The sequence below is a fragment of the Polymorphospora sp. NPDC050346 genome (assembly GCF_040655695.1).
Lineage (GTDB): Bacteria > Actinomycetota > Actinomycetes > Mycobacteriales > Micromonosporaceae > Polymorphospora > Polymorphospora lycopeni.
Genome location: NZ_JBFAKM010000077.1, coordinates 1 through 12,248 on the forward strand (window position 1 = coordinate 1; position 12,248 = coordinate 12,248).

General features: G+C 67.6%; 9 protein-coding genes and 2 pseudogenes. 4 read left to right on the forward strand and 7 right to left on the reverse strand.

Going from position 1 to position 12,248, the window contains the following annotated elements:
- The first annotated feature begins 428 nt into the window (after positions 1-428).
- Entirely contained in the window at positions 429-917 is a 489-nt protein-coding gene (locus AB0I42_RS36605; RefSeq protein ID WP_357544375.1) for an O-acetyl-ADP-ribose deacetylase, read from the forward strand.
- Positions 918-1,049: 132 nt separating this feature from the next.
- On the opposite strand, the gene AB0I42_RS36610 is transcribed toward AB0I42_RS36605, so the two are convergent.
- The 5 genes from AB0I42_RS36610 to AB0I42_RS36630 form a co-directional block, all read right to left on the reverse strand.
- Positions 1,050-1,937, reverse strand: coding sequence for a fructosamine kinase family protein (locus AB0I42_RS36610; protein ID WP_357544368.1), 888 nt, complete (start codon positions 1,935-1,937; stop codon positions 1,050-1,052).
- 667 nt (positions 1,938-2,604) lie between these two features.
- The gene (locus AB0I42_RS36615; RefSeq protein WP_357544369.1) at positions 2,605-3,753 is read right to left on the reverse strand and encodes an IS3 family transposase; all 1,149 of its coding nucleotides are present in this window, start codon (positions 3,751-3,753) and stop codon (positions 2,605-2,607) included.
- Positions 3,754-3,862: 109 nt separating this feature from the next.
- Positions 3,863-4,300 carry a DUF4158 domain-containing protein gene (locus AB0I42_RS36620; protein ID WP_357544370.1) on the reverse strand — a complete coding sequence of 146 codons (438 nt, stop codon included), beginning with the start codon at positions 4,298-4,300 and terminating at the stop codon, positions 3,863-3,865.
- 28 nt (positions 4,301-4,328) lie between these two features.
- On the reverse strand, positions 4,329-4,595 hold the full coding sequence (locus AB0I42_RS36625) for a recombinase family protein (RefSeq protein ID WP_357544371.1): 267 nt from the start codon (positions 4,593-4,595) through the stop codon (positions 4,329-4,331).
- 404 nt (positions 4,596-4,999) lie between these two features.
- Positions 5,000-5,953, reverse strand: a complete 954-nt coding sequence (locus tag AB0I42_RS36630) for a TerC family protein (protein ID WP_357544372.1) — start codon at positions 5,951-5,953, stop codon at positions 5,000-5,002.
- Between the two features lie 283 nt (positions 5,954-6,236).
- On the opposite strand from AB0I42_RS36630, the gene AB0I42_RS36635 reads away from it, so the two are divergent.
- On the forward strand, positions 6,237-7,679 hold the full coding sequence (locus AB0I42_RS36635) for an NF041680 family putative transposase (protein ID WP_357544376.1): 1,443 nt from the start codon (positions 6,237-6,239) through the stop codon (positions 7,677-7,679).
- Positions 7,680-7,688: 9 nt separating this feature from the next.
- Here AB0I42_RS36635 and AB0I42_RS36640 read toward each other — a convergent pair whose 3' ends face one another.
- On the reverse strand, positions 7,689-8,438 hold the full coding sequence (locus AB0I42_RS36640; RefSeq protein WP_357544373.1) for an aspartate/glutamate racemase family protein: 750 nt from the start codon (positions 8,436-8,438) through the stop codon (positions 7,689-7,691).
- A gap of 973 nt (positions 8,439-9,411) precedes the next feature.
- Positions 9,412-9,654: pseudogene (locus tag AB0I42_RS36645) on the reverse strand (acyltransferase); the annotation flags it as partial.
- 730 nt (positions 9,655-10,384) lie between these two features.
- On the opposite strand from AB0I42_RS36645, the pseudogene AB0I42_RS36650 reads away from it, so the two are divergent.
- A pseudogene (locus AB0I42_RS36650) lies at positions 10,385-10,612 on the forward strand (polysaccharide deacetylase family protein); the annotation flags it as partial.
- A 289-nt stretch (positions 10,613-10,901) separates the two neighbouring features.
- Complete coding sequence (locus tag AB0I42_RS36655; RefSeq protein ID WP_357544374.1) at positions 10,902-11,771, forward strand: alpha/beta hydrolase; 870 nt, start codon at positions 10,902-10,904, stop codon at positions 11,769-11,771.
- Positions 11,772-12,248: the final 477 nt, after the last annotated feature.

A 12,248-nucleotide genomic window follows, 5' to 3' on the forward strand; every position in this document is an offset into this window, starting at 1 on the left:
CTGCTGGAACTGGTGAGAAGAGCGGAGTGATGGGAGACTGTCACGCTCCGTTCCGTGGGAGCCCAGGGCTGCGACGCCCTGGGCCACCCGACCCTGTGGCGAGGCCTCGCCCCGCTGATCCTGTGTGGACTCGGCGTTTCGTGGCGGTGTAGGAAGGCCACCGTCTGATGATCCTCGCGTTCCCTGCAAGGACGCGAAGAAGGACGGTGGCCGTGGCCACGATTCTGGACTACCTGGGTGGGTTACGGCCGGCTGACACGCCCAGTGCCGTCACCGCCGTGGTTGAGCGGCCGGTCGAGGATCCGGCGGTGGGGTTGGCCGCGTTCCGGCGGGAGTTCTACCGGTGTCTGACCCGTCGGGCGGATGCGTTGTTCGAGTTGGTCGACGCCGCGTTGTGCGCGGACGGGCCGGTGGGTTCGCTGGTCGTGATGGGTGACATCACGCGGGAGGACGTGGACGCCATCGTCACGGCCGCTAACGAGTCACTGCTCGGCGGCGGAGGTGTCGACGGCGCGGTTCACCGCGCTGCTGGGCCTCGTCTGGCGCAGGCCGGAGGTGCGATCGGCCCCTGCGAGCCGGGAGACGCGATGGCTACCCCGGCGTTCGACCTCGACCCACCGGTGCGGCACATGATCCATGCTGTCGGGCCGATCTGGGAAGGCGGCGGGCACGGTGAGGCCGACCTTTTGGCCTCCTGCTACCGAAGGAGTCTGCAGGTCGCCGACGAACTCGGCGCCCGGAGCGTCGCCTTCCCGGCAATCGCCACCGGCGTGTACGGCTTCCCTCCCGACCAGGCCGCCCGGATCGCCGTAGCAACGATCAAGTCCACTTCGACAAACGTTCGACGGGTACGACTCGTCGCATTCGACGAAGACACCCGAAAGCACCTGCAAGCTGCGGTGATTACCACAGACTGACCATCCGGATCTGCCGCAACTGGTCGTCACCGTGGGTAACGGCCTAGCTGTCCGCAGCCGACGAGAGACTCGTACCGAGGTGTTCCGGCACCAGCGGCGCCTCCTGATCGCCGGTACCTGACCGGCGTTACGTCAAACGGCGCTGTGGTAGCGGAAGGGTTTGATCAGTGTGCGGACGATACCCGCAGCGCCCCACGTGTCGAGGCCATGCGCGATCACGCTGAACAGGTCCCAGATGCGCAGCAGTTGCGCCTGGTCCCGCCAACCGTCAAAGGGGTGGGCGAGCTCCTCGTACCCGGCGAAGAACCGCTCCGATTCCGGCGGCCGGAGCGAGCACCAGAGCGCGGCCAGATCGACCTCGGGCCACGTATAGGACACGGCCGGGTCGATCAGCACGGGCTCACCGGAGCCGTCAGCGAGGATGTTCCCCGGCCACATATCGCCGTGGGTGAGCGACGGCGGGTGCGGCGGGATCAGCTCCGGGAGCGCGGCGCAGAGTCGTTCCAACGCTCGCCGCTCCTCGCGGTCGAATTCCGCCTCCACCAGAGGTTCCGGCAGCCATCGCAGAATCCTGTGCTGCGCGTAGAACGCGTGCCCGTCCGTCTCCCAGGTGTTGTCCTGCCGCATCCGGCCCTGCCAGCCGTCGCGATGCCAGCCGAACCGGCCGGAGACGGTGGACGTGTGCAGCGCGGCGACCATGTGGGCAAGCTGCTCCCAGAACCACTGCCCATCGTCGCGGGGTTGCAGCGCCTCCAGCACGAGCAGGCCCGGCGAGACGTGGATAACCGTCGGTACCCGTACACCGCCAAGGTCGCGCAGCGCCGACAGCCCGGCGGCTTCGACCTCGAACAAGTCCGCCTCTGCCTCTGCCTCCGTCTCGGTTTTCGCGAACACCCGGCTGCCGTCACGCAATGACGCCATCCCGGCGACGCAGATGCACCCGCCCGTCACCGCCACCAGCGATGTGACCGGGAAGCCCGTCTCTCTCAACCGCTGCGCGAGGAGCTCATATTCTGACATGACAGCAGTGAACCATCGATTTCCGTCCACCGGTAAACACCGGCCGGACGCAGGCCAGCAACAACCACGTCCGCGTCAACAGCCGAACGAACTACGCCCGGAGTCACGGGATCTGTACCCCTGTCAAGGGGATACCGCGAGTTCGAACCGCGGACTGGGTGCGACGAAGCGCCAGATCCCACTCATCGCGGTCGTCGACCGCCTCCGGAGCAGGTAGGCCGAGCGGCGGAGGCCCACCCCTTCACTCCATTCAGGACAGCCAAGATTACCGCGCACCGTACCGGCGGTCCGTATCCCCTTCTGCCGCCGACAAAGCGCGCCTGAGCGATTACCATCGGTGCGGCCGGCTCGCTCCGCCGTAGAGATGGACGCGGTGGTCGATGTCGTGGTCGGGTGTGCGGGCGATGAACTCGTCGGTTTGGACTTCGCCGTTGGCGATGAGTATCAGCCAGTCTTCATAGAACCAGCTCGGATTGCAGGCGCAGGTCGTGACCGTGAATCGGAAGTTCGCCCGGTAGCGGCCGATCTGCCCCGGCAGGAGCGTGAAAAGGCGGGCCGGTCCGCCCTGGCGGGCGTAGGCGGCACGGCCCGATAGCCGGTTGAGGTTCCCCCGATAGCTCGGAGACTTTGATGTTCCCCGGGTTTGTCGGAGCCGTGTTGGTTGGCGTCAGGCCACGGACAGGGTGATCGGGTGGAGCCTTTCATACTCGATCGGGGTGAGCATGCCCAGTGAGCTGTGGCGGCGTTGTCGGTTGTGGAAGATCTCCAGGTATTCGAAGATCGCGTTGGCCAGTTCGATGCGGGTGCGCCAGCGTCGTCGGTTGAGTAGTTCGGTCTGCATCCGGCCCCAGAACGACTCCATCATGCCGTTGTCGTAGCAGTCGCCGATGGTTCCCATCGACGGTGCCAGCCCGGCTTCCTGAACTCGTCGGGTGAAGGCCCATGACGTGAACTGGACTCCGTGATCGGAGTGGATCACGGTGCCGGCGGGTTGGCGGTTGCTGATGGCCATGCCCAGGGCGTTGGTGACCAGCGTGGCGGTCTGGGTGGTGTCGATGGACCAGCCGACGACCCTGCGGGAGAAGGTGTCGAGTACGACCGCGCAGTACACCTTGCCCTCCCGGGTCGGGTGCTCGGTGATGTCGGTGACCCACAACTGGTTCGCGGCCGAGCGGGCGAAGTCGCGGTTGACCAGGTCGCTCGCGGTAGGTGTCTGGTGCTTCGGTCTGGGGCGTCGGCTTCCGGGCAGTCCTCGGATGCCGGCGCGGCGCATCAGCATCTCCACCGCGTGGTAGCCGACGACCAGGCCACGGCCCAGCCGCAGTTCGGCGTGCACTCGGCGGGAACCGTACGTGCCGCGGGACGCGAGGTGCACCGCGTGGATCTGCTCGGTCAGCCAAACGTGACGCAGCGCCCGTGGCGACGGTGGCCGGTCACGCCAGGCGTAGTACCCGCAGGCGGATACCTGCAGCACCCGGCAGCAGACCTCGACGGGCAGCCCTTCAGCGGCCATCCGCTTGATGACCGCGTACCGGTCTTTTGGGGGCACCACCTCCTTGAGCAGCTCAGCGGCACGTCGGTGCACGGCCAGCTCGGTCTCCAGTTCGGCGATACGCCGCCGGGCGGCGACCAGCTCCGCCTGGTCTGCGGAGGTGACACCGGGCACCTGGCCGGTGTCGATCAGCTCCTGGCGACGCCAGTTGTAGATCGTCTGATCACTGATCTCCAGGTCCCGGACCAGCTCCGCGACCGACCGGCCAGCCTTGAGCAGATCGAGGACCTTACGACGAAACTCGGGCGGATATCTCCTCGGCACATCTCTCCTCAACGAGCGACGAGCCTGACGAGTCAACCAACCCGACTCCACCGAACCCGGGGAACATCAAGCCCTCCGCGTTATCGGGGGAACCTCAGGGGTCTGTCCGTTATGTATCCAGGTGGATCGGCTGGTTTGGGGAGGCAGACAACGCGCCTGTCCGCCCCCACCTGGCTGTCGGGAATACCCGTTGCCCGTCCGGCACGGCCAACAGGTCCCGCAGCCGGTACGGCAACTCCGCATCCGCCGACGTCGCCGCCTCCGCGAGGGTGCGGTACATCCGCTCGGCGGCCTGGTCACGCACCTGCGACACGAGCCGGGCCAGGGTGCTCACCCCGGGCAGCAGCACCCGGTGCCGACGCAACCACGCTGTGGCCTGAGTGAACAGGGCGAGGGCCCCCGCGTGGGTCCACGCCCGGCCGTCCATAAACTCCCGCAGAGGCTCCTGCGCCGCCGGGTCGGAGAAGTCCCGGTACCCGTACGCGTCGCGGATCTCCCACGCGTGCTCGTACGCCGTCTTCTCCCGCTCGGTGTACCGCTTGACCACCGAGCATCCGCGACGCCAAGGGCAACGTTCACCGCCGTCCACGACGCGTTCTGGGCCGCGGCCCGCGCTTCACACGGCGAAGCCGCCGGCACCCGGGCGCTCGGCGGTGAAGGTATATGCCATCTCGGCGAACAGGGCCAGCAGTAGGAAGGCGATGCGGCCCCATGCCGTCGTCGGCGGTGTTGATCGGGAGCGGGTCGGCCAGCGAGTGTACGCCGATGTGCTTCTCGGCGAGGTCGTGCACGAGGTTGAGCACCTCGCGCAGATTGCGGCCGAGCCGGTCGAGGGTGTGCACGACGATCGTGTCGTCAGCCCGGGCGTACTTCCGTCAGGCAGAGAGGCGCCGTTCGTGACGTCGTGACCAGCGGGCGACGGCGGCAACCCGCAGGGGATGCGGGCGCCGGACACGCGCCCGGAACAGGAATGGCCCCGCAGTCCCCTCGCGGGAAAGATCGATCAATGCCACATCGAGTATGGACGACATGGTCGCGCTTTGCCACACCAAGGCCGAGGCCGAGCAGGTCAAGGCAAGGCTGGCCGCTTGGCTGGCACCCCGGGGGCTGTCGTTCAACGACGCCAAGACGCGCATCGTCAGCCTCGAAGACGGGCGCGCCCGGGCGTTCGGCCGCCCTGGCTGCCCGTGTGACTATGCTGCTCAGGTCAGGTCCTCGCCGAGGCCGTCGAGGCGGCGACGGGCGCTCAGCCGCCAGCGGAGTGGCGGGGCCCGCGACGGGCGGCGATCACGCTCCAGCCGATGGAGACCGACAGGGCCAGTACCACCACCGCCAGGGTCAGCCAGATCGGCAACTTCCCCACCGGCGTCTCGGCGAGCATCAGCTTCAGCCCGGCGAAGGCGAGCAGCACCGCCAGCCCGTAGCGCAGGTAGCCGAAGTGCCGCAGCAGCCCGGCCAGGCAGAAGTAGAGGCTGCGCAGGCCGAGCACGGCGAAGGCGGTCGCAGTCCAGACGAGGAAGGTGTTGGTGGTGATGGCCAGGATCGCCGCCACCGAGTCAATCGCGAAGATCATATCGGTGGCCTCGATCGCGACCAGCGCGACCAGCAGCAGGGTGGCCCGCCGCCGGCCGTGCAGGCGGACGATGAACCGGTCACCGTGATAGCGCGGCTCGGTCGGCGCCAGCCGGCGGAACAGCCGGACCGCCACGTTGTGGTCGGGATCGACGTCTGGCTCGCCGCGCACCGCGAGCCGCCAACCGGTCCAGATCAGGAAGGCGCCGAGGACGAACCCGGCCCAGGCTAGCCGGTCGAGCAGCTCCGCCCCGGCGAAGATGAAGACCAGGCGGAACGCGAGCGCCCCGATTACCCCCCAGAAGAGCACCTTGTGCTGATAGCCGGCCGGCACCCGGAAGTAGTCGAACAGCAGCGCGAAGACGAAGACGTTGTCGACCGACAGCGCCTTCTCCAGCAGGTATCCCGAGTAGTACGCGACCGCCGGCTCGTTGCCACGCCAAAACCAGATCAGCACGCCGAAGGCGAGCCCCGCGATGATCCACACGCCGCTCCAGATCAGCGCCTCGCGTAGCTCGATGACGTGGTGGTCGCGGTGCAAGAGCATGTCGACCGCGAGCATGACGGCGATAACCGTGCCGACCGCCGCCCAGGCCCAGAGCGGCACCGCGAACGTCGCCTCGTCCACCCGGCGCCCTCCGCATCCATGACGAGACAGGCGGCTCTGCCCCCCCCGACGCCTGCCCTCCTGGAAGCACCAACAAGGTGCCTCAACATAATGGCAGAATCCGCGAGATGCCTCAGCTTGTCGTTTAACCTCGGCTGCTGGCCGTCGGGGTGGTCCTGTGTGGACTCTGGCGTGTCGGTGCTCGACATGGATACGGCCACCGTCTGATGATCTTCCGGTTCCTGGCAGAACACGAAGAACAAGGACGGTGGCCGTGGCCACGATTCTGGACTACCTGGGCGTGCTGTTACCAAGCGACCCCCCGACGGGTGGGCCAGCGGATCCGGCGGTGGTCCTCGCCGACTTCCGACGGGATCTCTACGCGTGTCTGAGCGCTCGGGCGGACGCGTTGTTCGAGCTTGCGGACGCGGTCCTGTGTGCTGACGGGCCGGTGACCAGCCTGGTCGGGTTGTCGTTGACCGCTGAACACAGGCGTGGCCACGGCGCCCTGTACGACGGGTTGAACGCCGGCCGAATCGACGTCGCCCGGATGCGTACGGCCCTGGCCGGGCTGCCGCTGCCACGCGCCACCGACGGCCGGATCGTCCTGGCGGTCGATGTCAGCAACTGGCTGCGTCCGGACGCGTCCACCAGCGGTGACCGGCTGTTCTGCCACACCTACGGCAGAGCCAGGAACCAGACCCAGATGATCCCCGGATGGCCGTACTCGTTCATCGCCGCTCTGGAACCCGGCCGCACCAGCTGGACCCAGGTCCTGGACGCCCGCCGCCTGGGACCAGCCGACGACGCCACCGCCGTGACCGCCGACCAACTCCGCGACGTCGTCGACCGTCTCGCCGCCGCTGGCCACTGGCGCCACGGCGACCCACCGATCCTGATCGTCGCCGACACCGGCTACGACATAACCCGACTCGCCCACGTCCTGGCCGACCTACCCGTGCAACTACTCGGCCGCCTACGCGCCGACCGGGTACTACGACTACCGAAACCGCCCCGACCACCCGCGACGGTCGGTCGTCCGCCCAAACACGGGCCCGAGTTCCGTCTGAACACCCCGCACACCTGGCCCACCCCGCAACACCACACCACCACCGACACCAGCCGCTACGGCACCGCCAACATCCAAAGCTGGAACCGACTCCACCCACGCCTGACCCGCCGCACCAGCTGGATCGACCACACCGCGGACCTGCCCGTCATCGAGGGCACCCTGATCCGCCTCCAGGTCGACCACCTGCCCGGCGACCGCGACCCGAAACCCGTCTGGCTGTGGTGCTCCACCACCGACGCGACCACCGCCGACATCGACCGCTGGTGGCAGGCGTTCCTACGCCGCTTCGACCTGGAACACACCTTCCGCCTGTTCAAGCAGACCCTGGGCTGGACCCGCCCGAAGATCCGCACCCCACAAGCGGCCGACCGCTGGACCTGGCTGATCATCACCGCCCACACCCAACTCCGCCTCGCCCGCACCCTCACCGCAGACCTACGCAGGCCATGGGAACGACCCGCACCACCCGGCCGACTCACCCCCGCCCGCGTCCGCCGAGACTTCCGGAACATCCGCGCCAAGAGCGCCCGACCAGCCAGCCCCCCAAAACCCACTCGACCAGGCCCCGGACGCCCACCCGGCTCACGCAACCACAGACCCGCACCCCGCCACGACATCGGCAAAACAAGCAAACGCGACCTCAGCATCACCGCACGTAATCAACGCGCAGGTTAAAGAACAAGCTCAGTTGCCGAGGGATGCGGCGGCCAGCACTTCGGCATAGCGTACGAGCGTCTTGACCGGATCGATGATCGGAATCGGCACCGTGTCACGGATTGACCCCAGTTGGCCGGACCAGAACGTGCATGCGACGAAGATGGCTTGGGCTTCGCCGTTGCGCCACAGATGTTCGGCGATCGCTGGTCCCTGACCGTGGATGGCTGCGGTCATGTTCTCTCGGACCTGGCCACCGGTGACCCTGGCTTGGGTTTCCTGGTCGTGGAGTGTCGAGGTGACCTCGTCGGCCGGACGGATGACTGGAACCGGAGCGCTCGGGCCGAGCAGGTCGAGTACGCCGTAGTCCCGTGCCAGTCGGCGTATCCAGTTGGCATCTTGAGGAAGGTTCTCGCCCGGGCCCGATGTCACGCCCGGGTACATGACCGAGAACCGACCAAAGGCAGCCGCGACGCGAGACGCCGCTTCGAAAGGGCCGGTGACGGGTGTCGGCACCAACGCCTTCGCCTCGCGCACGCCGGGGTCGGACGCGCAGGCGATGGCGATGGCGTCGAATCCCTCCTCGTGGCCACGGCGGACCGCGGCGAGTAATGGGGACAGCAGCACATCCTCGGCCGGGATGTACGCGCTCACCGGAAGTGCGGGAAGGTGACGCACTTCGACCTCGGTTGCTGGGGACGCCGCAGCGCGGGCGATGGCGAGATCATGCTCGTTGTGGAGGTCGGTGCCGCTCGGGCTGATGACCAGGATTCTCGGCATGGCGGCTCCTGTCGGAGTGGCTGGAACAGGTAGGGGTGACGACCGTGACCTGTGGGGTGCGATAGAGCAGATGTTGGCCTCGGTGAGCGGGCGTCTGTACACGCTCGAGCTGGATCACGGCTTGATGATGTCCATGACGACGGTGGTTTAGCAAGACGAAACATTGTTCACTGCTGCGTAAAGTGGGCGGTGTTCGGCGGTATCACCGCCCGCCGCGTAGATCGCCGTCTGCGATAACTCGCTCGAAGGAGGTAGCGCTCGATACGCTGCGTCAAGGACCTTGCTCAAGAGTTCTGCGCGCTCGGTTGCCGTCCCGCGTCGCGAAGCCACTCAGGTACCACCGCCTCGGCAACTTCGACCCACCTATACCGGATACGCCCTGCCCAGAAGCGGTGGCTCGGCGGGCAACTGGAGGCTGGGTGTCGACTACCGCTGCCTCATCGAAAGCCCGCGATGGCCACCACCGGCCCAGGCGCCGGCGGCCCGCGTGGCTGGCGGATTCCGCGTCGACCTGACGCCTTCCCCCGTGTGGCGCCCCACTGCCGTCGATGCCGTGCGGCGCTCTGCCCACCAAAATCACTCGGCCGACGGCGAACTCGCCTGGGTTCCCGGCTGCCGACGGATCCGTACCGGCTGCTCGGAGCCGGCGGCGACTGGCATCAACTGCGCCCGCTCGACGGTGCCGCCGACACCGCCGGTCCGCTGCAGGATCTGCCAGCAACCGCTGCACGGGGCTGCGAGGCCCCGGCGCAGCGGGTGGAGGCCGCTGTCTCCGCGGCGCCGGTCGGGGCGCGTAGGTCTTGATAGACCTCAGAGAACGTGCCTGTACGTCGACGGTCTCGCATGGTGGTGGCGAGACGCCGTGTCGCAGGCCGCTGGGGCCACGATGACGCCCGCCGCCCAGGCCAGCGGCTCATAGAAGTCGACTCCCACAACACCCTGCCTCTCCCGCGGATGGCAGCCAATGCGCGAGGTTCAGTACGCCGACCAGGATCACGACCGCACTCAGGTGCCACAGGAAGACGGTGAGCACGACTGCGTTCATCGCGGCCACGGCCCGCCAGGGACTGGCACGGCGTAGCCATCGCTCGACCAGCGGGCGGGCGAGCAGGATCAGCCCGAGTTGGCAGGTGGCCAGGGTCAGCAGGGCCAGGTTCAGCGGTGACGAGTTGTCCAACCGCTCGCCGGGTACGGTGATCATGCCGACCGGGTAGGGCCGATGGTGAGCAGCACCAGGTCGATCGCTCTGGCAACCTGCTAAGCCGACGGTTGCCGGTCTCGGGTGAGGCGTGCCGGGTGCCGGGGTGCCGGGTCGACCCGTTGTCGCGACCCGGCACCCCTTATCCGCCGGCCGATGAGAACCCGTGGAGGTGCCCGGCCAGCTACCCAACACCAAGCAACGTACCCCGCCCTTCTGGCGCCCGGGACGCGTTTCAGCAGGTCAGACCTACTGCTAGTCGTCACTTGGTTCAGCTGCGAGTCTTCCCCTTGGGCTCCAGTCGGCCCGCTGTCCTGGGCCGATCAACCTTATTTGGTGGTTACCCGGGCGTTTCCAGCAACGGTCTTGCTCGTTGAGTGGATGAAGCCGGTGGTGGGTTCGAGGGGGAGCCGCATGGCAGACGACGAACAGGCAGTCGGCAGTCAGCCGCACAACGCCCCACGCATGCGGTCCGCGTCTGCTGCCGCCGGCAACGCTCGTCCCTATCGGGCTACAGCGCCGCCGGATCGGCTGCGCGGTAACCGGGCCTCGAATCGCAGCAAAGCGAGGCAATAGGCAGGGTTCTGTCTCAGTACGGCCGAACCGTCAGGCCGGACAAGACCGGCCTGACGGCATCTTGAGGACACCGGCGGTGGCCGCAAGCATGGGGGAGTAGTTGGCGGGGCTGCGCCTGTTCGGCTCGCTGGCCCCGGCGCATCCGCGTCGGCGGTCCTGGTAGAGCTTTGGCATGTTCGAGCGGTCGGATGTGAGATCGCTTCTGGCCTTCGACGGCGATCCGTCCACAGATCCACGCCGGCGTTCCCGGCTGTTCGGCGAGACGGATGTCCGGTCGACGTGTTTCCCGCTCGGGCAGAGGGTCGACCGGGACGCCGGGCAGAGGCGCGGAATCGTCGCCGCAGCGTACGAGGCGGTAGTCCATGGGTGGGAGCATCGTTGCCTGCTGTGGCGGTCACCGAGACCGAGGTATGAGGACACCCGCCTGAGCCCGGGATCGGATCGCGGAGCTGATGGGCCGTCACATTAGCTGATCGTGCCAAGTGCCCGCCGATGCGGCAAAGTCGCGGATCCAGTCGCCGTCGTCGCCGAGGTGGCCGACCACGTCGCGGTGTCCACGCCCCTGCTCGCTGCCGCATGTTCCTCCGTCGGGACTCGCCTCGTGGTGGACCTGCACCGTGTTCGAAAGGTGTATGGGCCCTGGGGCTGGGTAGCCCGCGGACCGCGGGTGTCAGCAGAGGGGGGCGGTAATGGGTGGCGAGCGGATTCCGGGTTCCTTCACCGAGCAGACGGCGCAGGTCGGCGACGTCGCGATCAACTATGTTCGGGGCGGTCGGGGCAGAACGGTGGTGCTGCTGCACGGCTATCCCCAGACGTGGTACATGTGGCGCAAGGTTCTGCCGGAACTCGCCGAGCACTACACGGTCATCGCGCCCGACCTTCGGGGAGCGGGTGGCAGCGACGCCCCGGCAGGGGGCTACGACAAGAAGACCCTCGCCGGTGACGTGTACGGCCTGCTCACCCAGCTTGGCCTCGATGACGAGGTCAGCGTCGTCGGACACGACATCGGGACCATGGTCGCGTACGCGTACGCCGCCGCTCACCGCGATCACGTACGCAGGCTCGTGCTCACGGAAGCACCCATCCCTGACCAGAGCCTGTACCAGGCCCCGTCACTGACTCCGAAGGGGCCCGGCTTCTGGAACTTCGGCTTCTTCAGTCTTGCTAACGGCCTGCCGGAACAGATCGTGGACGGTCGCGAGGCCCTCTGGGTGGATCGGTTCACCGATTCGATGGAAGTCCAGACGACCGGCATCAGCGATGACGACGTCCGCGAGTACGCCCGGCACCTGCAAGACGACGATCACCTGCGAGCCAGCTTCGACTACTTCCGGGCACTGCCCCAAGACGTCGCCGACAACGCCGAGTACGGCAAGACGAAGCTGACCATGCCGGTTCTCGCACTCGGCGCCCGAGCCAGCCTCGGCGAGGCGGTACCCGCCCAGGTCGCGCAATACGCCACAACGGTAACCGGCGGCGTCATAGAAGACTCTGGCCACTGGATCTTCGAAGAACAGCCGACCGAACTCACCGCGCAACTCATGGAATTCCTCCAATAGGCGCGTGGTCGCGCTGGCGTCGGCGCGGCCGTTCTGATCTCGACGGACCGAACCGCGCACGTTCACGCCCAGCCGATCCGCTACTCCCAACGTGGCTGCACCTGGGCAGCCTCTTGGGCACGTGCGGACATCCACTGTCGCTCGTGGGGCGGCACGGGCAGGCACCATCCCACGGGTTAGGGGAGGAAGCCATATGAACGGCCGACCGAACATCGTCCTCTTCCACTGCATGTCGGCCTACGGCTCTTGTTAGAGCGGCGTTCCCGAACTCCTACAGGCCGACGGCTTTCCTCAGCAGTCGACGTGCCGTCACTCGGCACATCAGCATCCTGCCTGGCGCCTTCAAGTGGCCGACGCTGACCGAGTCGCCCTGGCCGCCGCATTGGCCCGTGTCGACGAGTTGACCGCCCGGCTGCCCGACGGGGAGGCGACCGTCGTCGGCGAGGCCGGCACCGCCCTGTCCGGCGGCGAACGGCA

Excerpts from the sequence above, each read along its gene's own strand:
- AB0I42_RS36605 (WP_357544375.1), top strand. The coding sequence starts at position 429 with ATGGGTGACATCACGCGGGAGGACGTGGACGCCATCGTCACGGCCGCT.
- AB0I42_RS36640 (WP_357544373.1), bottom strand. The coding sequence starts at position 8,438 with ATGCCGAGAATCCTGGTCATCAGCCCGAGCGGCACCGACCTCCACAAC.
- AB0I42_RS36610 (WP_357544368.1), bottom strand. The coding sequence starts at position 1,937 with ATGTCAGAATATGAGCTCCTCGCGCAGCGGTTGAGAGAGACGGGCTTC.
- AB0I42_RS36655 (WP_357544374.1), top strand. The coding sequence starts at position 10,902 with ATGGGTGGCGAGCGGATTCCGGGTTCCTTCACCGAGCAGACGGCGCAG.